The organism is Synechococcus sp. WC10meta (genome assembly GCF_047461475.1).
This window is the reverse complement of sequence record NZ_JANSHF010000012.1, coordinates 1-14550: the sequence shown is the minus strand read 5'-3', so window position 1 is coordinate 14550 and position 14550 is coordinate 1. Positions and strand designations below refer to the sequence as shown.

General features: G+C 59.7%; 15 protein-coding genes, 1 tRNA gene and 1 pseudogene. 8 read left to right on the top strand and 9 right to left on the bottom strand.

Features of this window, described 5'->3' with window-relative positions; all coding sequences use genetic code 11:
* Window positions 1–68: 68 nt before the first annotated feature.
* A complete protein-coding gene (locus tag NW804_RS07490) occupies window positions 69–1250 on the bottom strand; it encodes a metallophosphoesterase family protein (protein WP_414423223.1) in 1182 nt (393 codons plus the stop codon).
* 196 nt (window positions 1251–1446) lie between these two features.
* Between NW804_RS07490 and NW804_RS07485 the strand changes: the two genes are divergently transcribed.
* Window positions 1447–1875: a Fur family transcriptional regulator gene (locus NW804_RS07485; RefSeq protein ID WP_414405319.1), complete on the top strand. Its 429-nt coding sequence runs from the start codon at window positions 1447–1449 to the stop codon at window positions 1873–1875.
* 1 nt (window position 1876) lies between these two features.
* On the opposite strand, the gene NW804_RS07480 is transcribed toward NW804_RS07485, so the two are convergent.
* The 3 genes from NW804_RS07480 to NW804_RS07470 form a co-directional block, all read right to left on the bottom strand.
* A complete protein-coding gene (locus NW804_RS07480; RefSeq protein ID WP_414423222.1) occupies window positions 1877–3982 on the bottom strand; it encodes a thioredoxin domain-containing protein in 2106 nt (701 codons plus the stop codon).
* An 87-nt stretch (window positions 3983–4069) separates the two neighbouring features.
* Complete coding sequence (locus NW804_RS07475) at window positions 4070–4573, bottom strand: GNAT family N-acetyltransferase (RefSeq protein ID WP_414410507.1); 504 nt, start codon at window positions 4571–4573, stop codon at window positions 4070–4072.
* A gap of 71 nt (window positions 4574–4644) precedes the next feature.
* Window positions 4645–5112 carry an SRPBCC family protein gene (locus NW804_RS07470; protein ID WP_414410508.1) on the bottom strand — a complete coding sequence of 156 codons (468 nt, stop codon included), beginning with the start codon at window positions 5110–5112 and terminating at the stop codon, window positions 4645–4647.
* 278 nt (window positions 5113–5390) lie between these two features.
* Between NW804_RS07470 and NW804_RS07465 the strand changes: the two genes are divergently transcribed.
* Window positions 5391–6158 carry a DUF502 domain-containing protein gene (locus NW804_RS07465; protein WP_414393761.1) on the top strand — a complete coding sequence of 256 codons (768 nt, stop codon included), beginning with the start codon at window positions 5391–5393 and terminating at the stop codon, window positions 6156–6158.
* On the opposite strand, the gene NW804_RS07460 is transcribed toward NW804_RS07465, so the two are convergent.
* Entirely contained in the window at window positions 6155–6487 is a 333-nt protein-coding gene (locus tag NW804_RS07460) for a TIGR03792 family protein (protein WP_414405314.1), read from the bottom strand. The two genes, NW804_RS07465 and NW804_RS07460, sit on opposite strands and share 4 nt — an antisense overlap.
* Window positions 6488–6501: 14 nt before the next feature.
* A complete protein-coding gene (aroA, locus tag NW804_RS07455) occupies window positions 6502–7836 on the bottom strand; it encodes a 3-phosphoshikimate 1-carboxyvinyltransferase (RefSeq protein ID WP_414423246.1) in 1335 nt (444 codons plus the stop codon).
* 344 nt (window positions 7837–8180) lie between these two features.
* On the opposite strand from aroA, the gene rsmH reads away from it, so the two are divergent.
* On the top strand, window positions 8181–9110 hold the full coding sequence (gene rsmH, locus NW804_RS07450; RefSeq protein WP_414423221.1) for a 16S rRNA (cytosine(1402)-N(4))-methyltransferase RsmH: 930 nt from the start codon (window positions 8181–8183) through the stop codon (window positions 9108–9110).
* 181 nt (window positions 9111–9291) lie between these two features.
* Window positions 9292–9672 (top strand): hypothetical protein, encoded by a 381-nt coding sequence (locus NW804_RS07445; protein WP_414393767.1) that lies wholly within the window; start codon window positions 9292–9294, stop codon window positions 9670–9672.
* 31 nt (window positions 9673–9703) lie between these two features.
* On the opposite strand, the gene NW804_RS07440 is transcribed toward NW804_RS07445, so the two are convergent.
* Window positions 9704–10564, bottom strand: a complete 861-nt coding sequence (locus tag NW804_RS07440; protein WP_414405311.1) for a prephenate/arogenate dehydrogenase — start codon at window positions 10562–10564, stop codon at window positions 9704–9706.
* 196 nt (window positions 10565–10760) lie between these two features.
* Here NW804_RS07440 and NW804_RS07435 point away from each other — a divergent pair.
* The 3 genes and pseudogenes from NW804_RS07435 to NW804_RS07425 form a co-directional block, all read left to right on the top strand.
* Window positions 10761–11042: pseudogene (locus NW804_RS07435) on the top strand (DUF6679 family protein); the annotation flags it as partial.
* Between the two features lie 502 nt (window positions 11043–11544).
* Window positions 11545–11616, top strand: a tRNA-Val gene (locus NW804_RS07430).
* Between the two features lie 196 nt (window positions 11617–11812).
* The gene (locus NW804_RS07425; protein ID WP_414423220.1) at window positions 11813–12262 is read left to right on the top strand and encodes a hypothetical protein; all 450 of its coding nucleotides are present in this window, start codon (window positions 11813–11815) and stop codon (window positions 12260–12262) included.
* 70 nt (window positions 12263–12332) lie between these two features.
* Here the strand turns inward: NW804_RS07425 and NW804_RS07420 are convergent, their stop codons facing one another.
* The gene (locus NW804_RS07420; protein WP_414423219.1) at window positions 12333–13523 is read right to left on the bottom strand and encodes a PQQ-dependent sugar dehydrogenase; all 1191 of its coding nucleotides are present in this window, start codon (window positions 13521–13523) and stop codon (window positions 12333–12335) included.
* 106 nt (window positions 13524–13629) lie between these two features.
* Between NW804_RS07420 and NW804_RS07415 the strand changes: the two genes are divergently transcribed.
* The gene (locus NW804_RS07415) at window positions 13630–13872 is read left to right on the top strand and encodes a TIM-barrel domain-containing protein (protein ID WP_414423218.1); all 243 of its coding nucleotides are present in this window, start codon (window positions 13630–13632) and stop codon (window positions 13870–13872) included.
* A gap of 44 nt (window positions 13873–13916) precedes the next feature.
* Here the strand turns inward: NW804_RS07415 and NW804_RS07410 are convergent, their stop codons facing one another.
* Window positions 13917–14384 carry a peroxiredoxin family protein gene (locus NW804_RS07410; RefSeq protein ID WP_414419974.1) on the bottom strand — a complete coding sequence of 156 codons (468 nt, stop codon included), beginning with the start codon at window positions 14382–14384 and terminating at the stop codon, window positions 13917–13919.
* Between the last annotated feature and the right edge of the window lie 166 nt (window positions 14385–14550).

Genomic DNA, 14550 nt, shown 5'->3' with positions numbered 1-14550 from the left:
GTGAGTTTCCAGGATGAGCCTCTCCTGCCAGCCAGTAATCTAGAGCAGCCGGGTGCTGTTTGGCTGGCCTAATCCCGGCAGAGGGATCCAAGACGAGCCCGGCAGATGGCAATTTCCGCGGGGGTAAGGCTATCCCAGCGGACATCGCGGCGCAGAACCAAGCCATTGTGACTGGTGAGGAAGCGAGGTAGCTCAGCCTGGTTGATCACGCTTAGATCCCGCATGTCGTAGGTTGTGTAGTGGGTAATCTCTGGGGAGGCGAAGTCAATGTCGATGAGGGTAAGGGTCTTGCGGGGTGGCAGGGGGCTGCCCAACAGGGGGCGGGGCCCAGAGCCGAGAGCGCCACAGTGAAGCAGCTGCAACTGTCCCTTGTAGCCAGGATAGTAGGCGTGGTGGTGGCCGCTGATGTAAACATGGACGCGGTACCTTTCCAGCAGAGCTCGCTTGGCTTCAGCATCCAGCAGCACTTCTCCCGGATTGTCGCGCCCGACGGCAACGGCATAGAGGGGCAGGTGACCAATGACGATGCGCAGCTTGGCCTGTTGAGCCCGCTCGCTGGCTAGCGCTGCTTCTGCCCAAGCCATCTGTTCAGAGGGAATGAAGTTGCAGCTAGCGTCCCAAACTAGGTAGAAAACCCCATCTTTTTCAAAGGTGTAATAGAAGGGGAAATCGCCCCGATCCACAAAATTCAGGCCAGGATCATGGGCGGGATCGTTCCAAAACTCGCGCGCCAGATCCCGTTCCTTTTGAAAGAGAAAACCACCGCGGGCGTTGCGGGCACAGGAAGCATCGTGGTTGCCCAAGGTAAAGCCATAGGGCAGCTGGGCAGCGCGCAGCGGAGCTGCCACATGTTGGTCAAAGGCTGCCCACATGGCGCGGATGCGCTCTTCAGAAAGGCGGGGATCCTGCCCTGCCACCATGTCCCCTCCTCCCAAGACGATATCCGGCTGAAAGTAGGGGATGAGGCGGATGGCCCGATCCACCTCTGGGTCATAGTCCACCGAGCCGTAGAGGCCATTTAGGTCACTAATCACCACGAGGCGCAGATCTCGGCGGGGAGGGATGTAGAAGCCGCGAGGAGCTTCGGGATGGGGGACAGCCGTAGGGGTGGGCTGCGGCAGCAGAGGTGGCGCTTCCCTTGTCGGCTTTGGCTGAGAAGCCAGGGGCTGCCGACTGGCCCAGTAGGCCCCTGCCCATGCGCTGCTAACGGCTAACCCCAACAAGCCTAGGAGCAGCTTGCGCCGCCTCATCCTAACTCCTCCTCCACACCCCAGCGGTATTGTAGAAAATGGGCAGGCTGCTGTTGGCGCCACGACCTGGAGAGATCGATGGCTGGGTTTTTGGTTGGAGGCTTCGGGGTGGCTTCTAGAAGCCAAATCGCGGATGCTAGGCTAGGTTGAACCGGCAATTGGATATCTCGAACTCGGTATGGCTTGAGGTTTTCCCATGCCTCGCCCTGTGGATTCCTTGGAAGCTGCGCTAGAGCGATGCCGGGAGTGCAATCTTCGTCTTAGCCGGCAGCGCCGCTACATTTTGGAACTCTTGTGGCAATGTGGCGAGCACCTCTCGGCGCGAGAAATCTACGACCGTCTTAATCGGCAAGGCAAGCCCATTGGCCACACTTCCGTCTATCAGAACCTAGAGGCTCTGGCTAGGCACAACATCATTGAGTGCCTGGATCGCGCTGATGGGCGCCGCTACGGCAGGTGTACCCACCCCCACAGCCATGTCAATTGTCTAGATAGCAACCGCATTCTCGACGTAGAGGTAGAGTTGCCGCCGGAGTTGCTGGCTGAGGTGGAGCAAAAGACCGGCACCCGCATCCACAGCTATCGCATCGAGTTCTTTGGTGTGGAAAATCCAGGAAGAAGCTAAGTCAGTAGGAGCGGTTTTGTCCCCTGTTGATCTGAGACTGGATTTGTTCCAGCGAGCTAGCCGGAGCCAGGCACTTGCTGCCCCAGCACACTAGGCCCACCGTCCCGGCAGGCAGGGGCTCTGCTTCTGCGGGCAAGCTAAAGACGGCAGTGGGCCAGGAGCGCTGTTGGAAGGTGGGAATGTGCTCAGCTCCTAAGGTCACCTTCACCCAGTTGCTGTACCAGTCTAGCCCAAGGAATAGAGTGGGACAGACCCGCGGCTGGGTGCTCATGAGATGGGCAAAAGTTTTCAGGGCCTGCTCTGCTCGCTCCAGATAGTCCAGATCGCCCGTGAGGGCAGCCAGACGCACCAGGTTGGCGATGGCCACACCATTGGCTGACGGCATGGCGCTGTCCTGGAAGTCTTTCTCCCGCACCAGGAGTTCAGCGGCGCTCTGGGCATCACTGACAAAGTAGCCTCCCCTGGCCGTATCCCACAGTTGCGCGTCCATCTCCTGCTGCAACCGGATGGCAGCCTCCAGCCAGTGCTGGGAACTGGGATCCCCTGCTCGACCTAGGCAGGCCTGGTGCAGATCCAACAGGGCCTTGATGAAGAGGGCGTAGTCTTCGGATTTGGCAGGCACCTGGGGTGTGCCGTCGTAGTTCAACCGCAGCAGGGATCCCGTGTCGGGATGGCGCTGGCGGCTAAGGATGAACTGGGCAGCCCGCAAGGCCAACTGCAGGTACTCCTCGTCGCCAAACACCTGGTAGGCCCGTGCCAGCCCCGAGATCATCAGGCCGTTCCAGGAGACGATCATCTTGGTGTCCGTAACAGGCGGGATCCGCCCTGGCCAAGGGTGTTGGCGGGCCGATTGGGCATCTACTGCCGGCGGGAAGGGGATCCTGCGCTCGGTGGAGCCGTAGCGAGCCCGAAACAGATGAGTGGTCAAGGCGGTCTCGACTTCCGGCGGCAGCTCTCCCCCCTGTTGGCGCTGGAGGACAATGCAGCCGGGCCGGTCGGGGAAATTGCCCCCTGGCAACAGGAAGAAAGCCTGCTGCAGAGCGCGGAAGGTTTCTTCATCGAGCAAATCTTGCAGCTCCTGCCAGCGCCAGACATAGAACTCCCCCTCCTCGGGCTCCGCATCTTCTCGCCGGGCAAAACTATCGGCATCCTGGGCCGCATAGAAATACCCAGCAGGAGCTGTCATCTCCCGCGCCACCCACTCCACCGTCAGGCGCACCGCCCGCTCGATGGCAGCGTCCCGGATGCCGTGGGCCCACAGCTCTGCCAAGAACTCCAAGATCTGCCCGTTGTCGTAGAGCATCTTTTCAAAGTGGGGCACCGTCCAGGTGGGATCCACGGTGTAGCGGTGAAAGCCACCGGCCACATGGTCGAAGATCCCGCCCAACACCAGGGCCATGGCCCGCTCCTTGGCCCGTTCCAGAGCTGTCGGCAAGCCGTCGATCCCTTCCGGCGGGTCGAAGCGGGCCGAGCGCAGCACCAACTGGGCATAGGGCATCATGGGGAACTGCTGCACCGCCCCAGCGTTGGTGAGCAAGGGCTGGATCTTGGCGATCCCGGAGCGCAGTAAGTCGGGTGGAATATGGTCCTCTGGCACTAGGTCGCTGAGGGTGGTCAGGGCCGTCAAAATCTGGCCCTTCATCTCCGCAATTTTTTCTTTTTCCTGCCGGTAAAACTGCAGGACGCGCTGCAGCACCGTTAGAAACCCTGGCCGGCCAAAGCGGGGCTTCACGGGAAAATAGGTGCCTGCATAAAACGGCACCAGGTCATTGGGTGTGAGAAAGACATTGAGAGGCCACCCTCCCTGCCCGCTCATGAGTTGCAGCGCCTGCATGTAGATGCTGTCCAGATCGGGCCGCTCCTCGCGATCGACCTTGATGGGCAAAAAGTGGGCATTCAAGAAAGCGGCAATCTCGGGGTCGGAAAAGGCCTCTCCCTCCATGACCGTGCACCAGTGACAACTGGAGTAGCCAATGGACAGAAAAATTGGCTTATCCTCAGCCCGGGCTTTCTCCAGGGCCTCCGGGATCCAAGGCCACCAATCCACTGGATTATTGGCGTGCTTGCGCAGGTAGAGGCTGGAACACGTGGCGAGGCGATTGGCCATAGGTAAACCCTCTCACCTTTTTTGCTCAGGCTAGCGCGTCCTCCCCTCGAGGCCAAGCCAGACCCCTGTCCCCCCTTGCCCCGGGGATTAGACCTGCTCCTGTTTGGCGGCTGGGATTAAAAACTCCAGCGATCGCCCATAGAGAACCAAAGTGGTGCTGGGGTTTTCCACAAAACCAATCCGCTCGTAAAAGCCGCGCTGATGGGTGGTGAACACGTAGATGCGCTCCACCGACTGCAGGTGGGGATGGCTAATTAGGGTTTCCACCAGCTTGCGCCCAATGCCCTGGCGGCGGTAGTCGGAATCCACCACGATATCCCAGAGGACGGCCCGGTAAACTCCATCGGAGGTGGCGCGGCCAAAGCCAATCAGGCGCTCCCCGTCCCAGGCGCTGACCACCGGATGGCTGTGGGCAATGGCCCGCTCCATCTCGTCCCGACGGCGGTTTTGCGCCCAAAAGGCATTGCGGTTCAATAGCAGCAGAAGCTGCTCCAAGTCCAGCTCGCCCCGCTCTAGAGAAAAGCGAATGTTGCGGTTGTCAACAGGCTGAGAAGAAGAGGCAACAAGAGGCTGAGGAGGGGGATCGGGCATGTTCAAATCTTTGCCGCAGCGAGAGTGGTCAAGCAAGAAGCCGAGAAGACAGCTCGCCCAACCAGGCGGAGCTATCTGGCCGAGGCGCTGTCAGAACTTAGCCTCGCCTGCTCCAAGGCATAGGCTTTGAAGCGCTCCAAGTCCGCCTGGATGGTGCTTTCCACTACCTTACCCACGAACAGGCCATCTAGAATTTTGCCCAGAATGCCTGGAATCTTGTAGGCCACTGACAGCTTCACAATGGTACTACCCTTGCGATCATAAAACCGCAGCGCCCCCCGATTGGGCAGCCCTTCCACCGATTGCCAGGCGATGCGTTGGTGTTTCACCACCGTGTGGGTGCGGGAGATCCAACTAAAGGTGAAGCCGCGCGTAGCAAGCGTCCACCGCGATAGGTCGTGATCCAGCAATTCCACCGAGCGAATCCACGGCATCCAACGCGGCATGAGGGCCAGGTTGGACCATAGCTCCCAAACCTGTTCAATGGGAACCGGCACCTCCACCTGACAGGTGTGCTCTAACCAATCTGACTCCGCCATGGCGCCTCCCACACAAGATGCAGCAGGAAGGAGAAGCCACCCTCAGCCCTGGCCACCAAGCCGCTGGGGGATCCCTGCCTTTACAAAATTTTATATCGGCCTAAGATAGCATTATCAGCCCAAGGCAAAATCGGGGGCTTTGCGCCTTTGGCCAGCAAAGTGCGGTCGATGCCTATTATGAGGTGAGGCAGAAGGGGGGTATCATGATTGCCACCTGCAAGCTTCACCTGCATTGGCCCGCTGCACTCAGCTGTTTGACTTGACGGGACGACCTCACCATGGTTTCTCAGTGGAAACAGCATCTTAAAAACTACTTCGTGGCGGGATTGCTGGTGGTGATTCCTCTAGCAACCACCATTTGGCTGATGGTGGAAGTGGCCACCTGGAGCATCGGTTTTCTGACCAGCATTCCTAAGCCGTTTAACCCCATCCAAGGGCTGCACCCCATCCTGGTTAACCTCATCAACCTGGCGGTGGGCTTGCTGACGCCAATCTTGCTTATTTTGCTGATTGGCTTCATGGCCCGCAACATTGTCGGCCAGTGGCTGCTCAACCTAAGCGAGCAGCTGCTCCATGCCATCCCAGTGGCGGGGCTGGTGTACAAAACCCTAAAGCAATTGCTCAGTGTCTTATTTGCTCCCAACAACCAGGGGTTTCGGCGGGTGGTGCTGGTAGAATACCCCCGGCCAGGGATCTGGGCTTTGGCTTTTGTAACGGGCAGCATTCAAACTCCCATCCGACTGGGCGGGCCCCAGCGTTCCCTTAGCGTGTTTATCCCCACCACTCCCAACCCAACCACTGGCTGGTACGCGATCGTGCCAGAAGATCAAGTGGTGGAGGTGTTCATGCCGGTGGAGGATGCTTTTAAGATGCTCATCTCCGGTGGGATCGTGACCCCGGAAACCTTTGAGGCTGGGCTGCAGCGGCGCGAGGGAGCTCTGGCGGTAACCATGCCCAGCTTGCGGGAGCTGGTGGAACAAGAGCGGGCGGCAGCCTCTGCTAGGACGGACTCAACGGCTGCCGAGGTGGGCTTTGAGGCTTCTTAGCTGGCCGGTTCCTCTCCTAGGAGGTTGGGCTGCCAGAGCTGGTATTCTTTGGCTTGCTCCAGGCGCATGTAGAAGGGCTGCATCTGCCGATCCAAGGCTTCCGCCTGCTCTGGGGGGAAAGCTTTCCAGGCGGCGCGGCTAGCCCAGCGAATGATGAGGTGAACAAGTTCGGGATCCTCGGCGTCAAGCCAGACTTCCTTGCCCAGAAAACCCGGCTGTTGGCGCAGGGCAGCTCCCCAGATCCGCTCGTCTTCCCGAAGGAAAGCCACCTGGCCGCCGGGGGGGACTCGAAAGCAGAGGTGTTCGATGGCAATAGGCTGGTCGGACATCGGCAAAAGTTGTCTTAAGACGCTAATGAAGGGTTGGTCAGCCGCTGCAGGGTGGGAATGAAGTCGGGGTAGGAGATGCGGGCGCAGTCGGCACCGCTGAGGGTGGTGGATCCCTGGGCGGCCAGGGCAGCTACCATCAAGCTCATGGCGATGCGGTGGTCGGCGTGGCTGTCCACCTCTGCTCCCTGCAAGGGGATCCCTCCTTTGATTTCCAGGCCGTCGGGATATTCGGTTACCTGGGCACCCATGCGGCTGAGTTCCTGAGCGATGGCCGCCAAGCGGTCACTTTCTTTTACCCGCAATTCCGCTGCATCGCGAATGACCGTAGTTCCTTCGGCAAAGGCTGCTGCCACCGCCAAAACCGGGATCTCGTCGATTAGGGTGGGAATCAGCTCGCCGCCGATGCTACAGCCTCGCAAACGGGCCGAGCGCACGCGCAGATCCCCCAGAGGCTCGCCGGTCACTTCCCGCTGGTTCTCCACTTGAATGTCGGCCCCCATCTCCTGCAGCACCTGCAGCAGCCCGGTGCGGGTGGGGTTGAGGCCCACACCCTCTAGCAGCAATTCGCTCTCGGGCACAATCGAGCCCGCCACCAACCAGAAGGCTGCCGAGCTGATGTCCCCGGGCACCTGCACCGTCTGGCCCACCAGGCGGGATCCCCCCACCACCGCCACGGTTTTTGTCGCCACATCGACCTGGATCTCGGCTCCGAAGGCCCGCAACATCCGCTCCGAGTGGTCGCGGGAAAGGGCCGGCTCCGTAACCTGAGTGGTGCCTTCTGCCAACAGGCCCGCCAGCAGCAGGCAGGACTTGACCTGGGCCGAGGCCACAGGCGAGTGGTAGTGGATCCCCTTTAAGGATCCCCCCTGCACAGCCAGAGGTGCCAGGTTGCCCCCCGCCCGCCCCCAGATCTGAGCCCCCATCTGCCGCAGCGGCTCCACCACCCGCCCCATAGGCCGCGAGCGCAGGGAGCGATCCCCAGTGACGGCAAAAAAGCGCCCCCGCTGGCCAGCCAGGATCCCCAACATCAGGCGCAAGGTGGTGCCGGAATTGCCGGCATCCAAGACATCTGCCGGCTCCTGCAGGCGATCCAAACCCACTCCCCGGATGCGCACACACTCGCTGTTGAGCTCAGGGATCTCGACTCCCAAAGCCCGAAAGCAAGCCGCTGTGCTGCGGGGGTCTTCCCCTAATGACAGACCCTGGATGACCGTTTCCCCTTCCGCCAGGGATCCCAGCATCAGAGCACGGTGGGAGATGGACTTGTCCCCTGGAACCTTAATCTGGCCGCGTAGGCCCCTGGCAGGGGAGAGCGTCAGGACGTTGGGAGAAGCAGCAGTGGTTAGCACGGCAGCCGTAAGGAGACTAGGGGCAGTCTCAATGATACGTTGAACCCACACCGCTCTTGCCGCAAAGACAGCCTGTCTTTTGACAGCAGCCCTCCTCTTTCAGGATGAGCTTAACAACATGGATTCCTCGGTTGAGGCCGGGCCTCGGCCTTTTTTCTGGGAATCTAACAGGCTGTAGCGGGAAGCCTCCAAATTGTAAGGCTCGGCTAAATGGTCGACTGCCTTTGTCTGGGCTGCTCAGCTGCGCGGTAGCAAGGATTGCCTGCAGATTCCCGATGGCCTGGTGGCCCGGGAAAAAGCCTGGATAGAATCATCGAGGTTGCCCCTCTGCAGCCACTGACCTCATGGACTTGCCGGAAACTCGGCTCGGGGAGAGCTCTCCGTATCACCACGAGTCCGTTTTGACCGAGGAGGTGATGGCCTACCTGCAGCCCCAGCAGGGCGGCACGTTTTTGGACGTAACCTTGGGAGGAGGCGGACACACCTTGGCCCTACTGCAGGGGGGAGCAGAACGGGTGGTGGGGCTGGATCGGGATCCGCTGGCTTTGCAGGCAGCTCGGGCGCGCTTGGCAGCAGCAGGGATCCCCCAGGAGCGCATCCAGCTTTGGCACCTCAACTTCGCCAATTTCGATCCGCAGCGGCACGGCTGGCGCGACGAGGAAGGGCGGCCTATCCTCTTCGATGGCATCGTGGCCGACCTGGGGGTGAGCTCGCCCCAGCTGGACTGCCCTGAGCGCGGGTTTAGCTTTCGCGCCGAGGGGCCGCTGGACATGCGCATGGATCCCACTGCCGCTCAGGAAACCGCTGCCGATTGGGTCAACCGGCGCCCTGCCGAGGACTTGATCGACATTTTCGTTCGCTATGGCGAGGAGCGCTTTGCCCGCCGCATCGCCCATCACATCGAACGCTCCCGCCCCCTTTTCACCACTACCCAACTGGCCCAGGTAGTCTGGCAGGCAGTGCCGCCGGCGGCAAGGCGGGGCCGCATCCACCCAGCTACGCGGGTCTTTCAGGCCCTGCGCATTGCCGTGAACCGAGAACTGGAAGCCCTAGAAACCCTGCTGGCCCAGGCTCCTGCTTGGCTAAAGCCCGGCGGTAGGTTGGCTGTAATCAGCTTCCACAGCCTGGAAGACCGTCTAGTGAAATGGGCCTTCCGTACCGATCCCCGCTGGCAGGTACTCACCCCTAAACCTCTGCGCCCTTCCGAGCGGGAGCAGCAACGCAATCCCCGGGCCCGCTCTGCCAAACTGCGAGTAGCTGCCCGCCTCGGATAGAGTGGGATCCAGTTGGCAGCAAGTGCTTGGTGGGTGAGGTGTAGACTCTATGGTTAGCCAAAACACAAGCCGTGGTTGCAGCTTTCTCCTCCTCCAGCCTAGAACTGCAACTTTGGCTCCCTCTCCTCACTCTGAAACGGCTCTGTCTCCTGCAGCTTGCAAAGGCAGCCCCCCTCAACCTTTGAAATCCGCCCATCCCCGCCGTTGGGATCCCACCTGGAGAGAGCATCTCATCTGGTGGCACCAGGTCTCCACCGGCCTCGCCATCGTCTCGGGGTTAGCGGTGCTAGGTGTTTATAGTTGGACAGTGCATACCCAAAGCCAATGGAGCCAGCACTACCAGGTTTGGCAGCGGCTGCAACGCCATGAGCAGCAGTTTCTCCTCACTCAAGAATCCATCGTCAATTCTCTGCGAGAGATTGCCGAGCGCTCCGATATGGTTTCTCTAGCGCCAGAGCGGGTGATCGAGGTTCCCATCGCTCCTACCCGCAGAGATTCTGGGCAAAGTCAAAACACCCCTCAGCAAGCCAAAGCTAGCCCCTTTTATCCAGTTGGGTATTGAGCAGCCAGTTGCAGCAGCTGCAGCTAGTCACCTAGGGCGCCCCTTGATTTACTGGAAACTGCTGCCATTCCTGGCGGACTCGCTGCAGCTTCTGGAGCAGCTCTTCCCACTGTTCGCCCTCGATTAGCTGCTCTAGTGCCTTCAACTCAGCTTGGTAGCCACGCAGAGCAGCTAGCAGCGCTTGCCGGTTGTAGCGGGCCATCTCTAGCCCTAACTGCGGGATCCCACCGCCAACCCGACTTGTATCTCGAAAGCCACTGCTGGCCAAAGTGCGGGCCAGTGCCAGAATATCGGGGTTTCCCTCCTGGCTAACGGCGGCAATTAAGCCAGCTCCCACCATGACCGGCAGATGGCTAACCCAAGCTACTGCCTGATCGTGACGGACAGGATCGGCAAGGACAACTTCGGCACCCACTGCTGCCACTAGCTCCTGCATCACCGCAAGGGCTTGGGGTTGCGTCTGGGGAATGGGAGTGAGCACATAGGGTCGCCCCAGAAACAAGTTAGCTTCCGCTCCCTGGATCCCTTGTAACGTCTTGCCGGCCATGGGGTGCCCCCCCACGAATAGGGGCCATAGCGCTGTTGCCGGCCCAACAATTGGCTGCTTGACGGAGCCGACATCGCTTACCACTGTCTGGGGCGACAGATAGGGCACCAGGGCTGCCAGGGTGGCCAACACCTGCTCCAGGGGAGTACAGATCACCACCACCTGAGGGTTGAAAAGCGTCAACTGGGCCAACTCGGTTCCGCAGCCCTGAACCGCTCCACGTTCTAGGGCCTCTTGACAGGTAGCCGGATTGCGGCTGATCCCCCAGACGGAGTACCCTGCTTCGGTAAGCTTAAGAGCCAGGGATCCGCCGATCAACCCCAACCCGACAATAGCGATGCGCATACTGTCTCCTTGAAGATCAAGGCTTTGCCAAAGCCGGCGGCAGAGGGAGACTGCCTTTTGGGATTTCTTCCGGATTAGAAAGTTAATTCTGCCCCATGAAGGGCATACAGGGGAGGGATCCAGCCGCTAAGATGGAAGGGTGAACTGGGTAACCCCCACAACAGTTCGCCCGGATCTTTTATCGCAGGAGGGAACCGTGCTTCATCGTAGGATCTATCAACTCAGCCGCGAAGGCAAGGAAGTGTGGATCTACCTGCGCGATCAGGGACGCTGGCTGGAACGAGCCAAGATCCTCGATATCGAGGGGGACACTATCCTGGTTCGCTACGAAACAGAAGATGAAGAGGAGATTTGCTCCTGGGAGGAGATGATTCGTCTGGAGAGCATCGGGGCTGTCGCCCAGCGCCTCTCTTCCATCCCAAAAGGAGTGCTTAGCACTTCCGACCTGCCCACAGCCGAGGATTGCCCTCCTGCTGAACTTCTCCGTTTACCACCCTCTCTTCGCGCCGCAGAGCCCCTTAACGGAGAGCGTGCCGGCAGCGAGCGCCTTGGGGAAGACCTGGAGCGGGAGGCCTCTCCCCTTCGCGAGAGCGGAATGGAGTCCCTGAGGCCGCTGCGCCCGAACGGAGAGGAGCTCAAACGGGTAGATCGGTTCCGGAACGACCCAGAAGGCCAGCGGGAGGGTAACCACGACTAGGTTGAAGTTTTCCGGAGATCGACAGGAGGGCGTCCCAACGTCGTCCTGGACAGGGGCAAATGGCAAGGAGGCCGTAGAACTCCTCTGCATAGGGCTCTAGCTGACAAGGGGAGGTCACTTGCCCATCGCGCGGGTCGAGCTCGGCCTGTAAAGCAACTGATTCTTCGCCCAGTCAAGGGCTTTAGTCCTCGTTCGCAACAGCGGTGCGGAGCACCTCTCTTGTCGAGTGTTGTAGCAGCAGTGGTACAATAGAAATTAGCTTTAGCAAACTCTAGAAAGGCAAGGGCGGTTAGCGCAGCGGTAGCGCACTTCCTTCACACGGAAGGGGCCACAAGTTCGAATCTTGTACCGCCCATGAGTTTCGCCCTTTGGCGGGCAAGCTTTCCCTGCAAGGTGTTGCTTCTATCTACAGGCTCCCTTGAGGAGGGGCCACTGGTTGTCTGACGGGCAACTTCTGACACACCCCCCTTTGCGCAAGTGCTTCGAGCTGGGTGGACTATGCAGCTACGGGAATCCCACTGCTGTAACCAGAAGCTAGAAGATATCGATTCATGAAACCCTTTGCCAATCCTCCTCAGCCATTGACTGCCAGCGAGTTTTTATCCCACTTAGAGGAGATAACGAGAGCTTACGAAGTCAAGACATCTATCATCACCTTCTACAGCAGAATTTGGAGCCAGGTATTCGACCTCAAATTTTCTAGGGGCCAATGGATTTTTGGGAACAGCCCCCACTGGAGAGCGCTTCTGGAAGCTAAGCTCCGGAAAAGCGAATACTATCCAATATCTTGCGTTGTCAGAACCTTCACTGATGAAAAGCACAAGCGCAGGACCCCAAACGGCGAAACTATCTTGATCCCAACCAAAGAGCTGAGAATGTTTTTTCTTCCGGCTCCAGGTCAGGTTATTAAGCTAACTCCGGAGGAGTGCTTTGCCTGCCACAACACAGGTGCCCAAACAGGAAAGCCACTCCCCATCGAGCAAGATGTCAAGTTCTTGTAGTGGCGGCAGTGAGAGTTAGGAAACCCCGTTGGGGCTAGTCCTACAGAACTAGGGCGCCATTTGACCTCAATCAAGAGCTTGGCTCCAAGCGCAACAGGGATCCGTTGGGGGCGTCAGTCAACAAGTAGAGCAAGCCATCCGGCCCCTGACGCACATCCCGGATACGGCCGACAGCTCCCTCTAGGAGACGCTCCTCAGCCACCACCCGATTCCCTTCCAAAACCAGCCGTGCCAAATGCTGGCCAGCCAGTGCTCCCACAAAGAGGTTGCCCCGCCATTCGGGAAAGACGTCTCCCGTGTAAAAGGTCATGCCAGAGGGAGCAATGGAGGGGGTCCAGTGAAGCAGCGGCGAAGCCAATCCAGGAGCTGCTGCTAGTCCCTTGCCAACTGGTTCGCCGCTGTACTCGCGGCCATGGGTGATTAAAGGCCAGCCGTAGTTCACGCCGGGAGCGAGGATGTTGATCTCATCTCCCCCTTTGGGCCCATGTTCGTGTATCCAAATAGCCCCTGTTTCCGGGTGGCGGGCCATTCCCTGAATGTTGCGGTGGCCATAGGTGAAAATTGCTGGCAGAGCCCCTGCTTGCCCAACAAAGGGGTTGTCTTTCGGGATCCCGCCCGTGTCGGTAAGGCGCAACACCTTGCCTGCTGCATCCCCCAGATCCTGAGCCCGATTCCGTTCTCCGCGATCCCCAGTACTGATGTAGAGAAACCCTTCTTCGTCAAAGACCAAGCGGGAGCCGAAGTGCTGCTGGGCAGGCGTCTTGCGCTCCATGTCAAAAATCACTTCCAGGTCCTGGAGTCCCTTTTTCCCTAGGCGGGCCCGCGCCACTCGTGTCCCCCCTCCACCCGGCCCGGGAGCCGCGTAGGACAAGTAGATCCAGCCGTTCTCCGCGTAGTTGGGGTGCAAAGCGATATCCAGCAGTCCCCCTTGGCCGCGGGCAAACACCTCCGGCACCCCGGCTATGGGCTGGGGATCCAACCCTCGGTCGGTAACCCGCCGCAGGCGGCCCGGACGTTCGGTAACCAAAATGGTTTCATCTGGCAGAAAAGCCATCCCCCACGGATGCTCCAGGCCGGTTGCCAAGGTTACCACCCGAAAGCGTTGCTTCGTTTTGGCTCTAGGCAGCGCTTGAGCGTGATCCCCCCGTTGCAGAGACATGACCGTTTTGGGGCTGACCGGATAGGCCCCTACGGCAACAGGGGCGGACAGCCCTCCCAAAAGCAGCAGTGAGGAGAGAAGCTTTATCACCGAGATCCTCATAGCGATTGCCGCCTCGTTTTCGCAATAGAGCTAAGGGCAGGCGTTGTTCTCTCGCGGCTTTAGGTTAGCCTTGAGGGCGGCAATCTGTCCCTAAACCATTAGACCTGTGGATCCCTCTCGAGACTCCCCAAAGCTCCTCCGAAGAGTGCATAACCTCTACGGTCTCCTGAGGGCCCACGCCTCCCGCAAGGGTCTACAACAGCTCGACTCCGACCAGTGCCCCTTTGTCCTTACTCGCTCCGGCTTTGGCAGGATCCGGCGCTGGGCGGCCGTCTGGACGGGCGATAACCAGGCTGGATCCTTGAGCTCCTCGGCCCCAAACCCTCTCCTCTTGCTCGACAGCAACTAGGCACAGCAGATTCTGTTCTGTCCAGCCCAGTAAGGATCCCGCCCCTACTCAATTGCCCTCACCACTTCCAGCAGCTCGCGGTTGTCACGCTTGAAGATGGGCAGCCACTCCACATGCTGGTAGCGTAGGATCCCATGGCTGTCCACTACAAAATAGGCCCGCCGTATCCCCAGCAAGCTATCCACCCCGTACTGCTGGCTTACCCTCCTGTCCACGTCACTCAGCAGAGGGAACTCCAGCTTGAGCTGCTCGGCAAAGGCTTCGTGTCGAGAGATGGGGTCGCTGCTGATCCCCAAGATCTCACACCCTGCCGCCCGAAAAGCTCCCCAGTCCTCCCGAAAACAGCGCATCTCGCTCGTACACACCGGCGAAAAGTCTGCGGGGTAAAAAGCCAGCAGCACCTTGCTCTTGCCCCGATAGGCCCCCAGCGAAATCTGGGCCCCCTTGGGAACCCCTTTCCCAACCGCAGGCAGGCTAAAGTCGGGAGCTGGCATCCCAATCTCAATCCCCATTTGTCCGAATCCCCTCCGAACTCACTTTCTCAGTCTAGCGGTGGCCTGTTCCCAAAAGCCCCTTATGGGTCTTGACGATGTGGGTGAGTGTGGGATAGGGTAGTGAAGCGCTGACAAGGCCACCAGGCCCAGCGCCCCAGAACCTTGACAAGCGCATACCAGTCAA

Bases quoted from the DNA above. Each gene is read 5' to 3' on its own strand.
- NW804_RS07490 (WP_414423223.1), bottom strand. From the start codon at position 1,250: ATGAGGCGGCGCAAGCTGCTCCTAGGCTTGTTGGGGTTAGCCGTTAGC.
- NW804_RS07485 (WP_414405319.1), top strand. From the start codon at position 1,447: ATGCCTCGCCCTGTGGATTCCTTGGAAGCTGCGCTAGAGCGATGCCGG.
- NW804_RS07480 (WP_414423222.1), bottom strand. From the start codon at position 3,982: ATGGCCAATCGCCTCGCCACGTGTTCCAGCCTCTACCTGCGCAAGCAC.
- NW804_RS07475 (WP_414410507.1), bottom strand. From the start codon at position 4,573: ATGCCCGATCCCCCTCCTCAGCCTCTTGTTGCCTCTTCTTCTCAGCCT.
- NW804_RS07470 (WP_414410508.1), bottom strand. From the start codon at position 5,112: ATGGCGGAGTCAGATTGGTTAGAGCACACCTGTCAGGTGGAGGTGCCG.
- NW804_RS07465 (WP_414393761.1), top strand. From the start codon at position 5,391: ATGGTTTCTCAGTGGAAACAGCATCTTAAAAACTACTTCGTGGCGGGA.
- NW804_RS07460 (WP_414405314.1), bottom strand. From the start codon at position 6,487: ATGTCCGACCAGCCTATTGCCATCGAACACCTCTGCTTTCGAGTCCCC.
- rsmH (WP_414423221.1), top strand. From the start codon at position 8,181: ATGGACTTGCCGGAAACTCGGCTCGGGGAGAGCTCTCCGTATCACCAC.
- NW804_RS07440 (WP_414405311.1), bottom strand. From the start codon at position 10,564: ATGCGCATCGCTATTGTCGGGTTGGGGTTGATCGGCGGATCCCTGGCT.
- NW804_RS07425 (WP_414423220.1), top strand. From the start codon at position 11,813: ATGAAACCCTTTGCCAATCCTCCTCAGCCATTGACTGCCAGCGAGTTT.
- NW804_RS07420 (WP_414423219.1), bottom strand. From the start codon at position 13,523: ATGAGGATCTCGGTGATAAAGCTTCTCTCCTCACTGCTGCTTTTGGGA.
- NW804_RS07410 (WP_414419974.1), bottom strand. From the start codon at position 14,384: ATGGGGATTGAGATTGGGATGCCAGCTCCCGACTTTAGCCTGCCTGCG.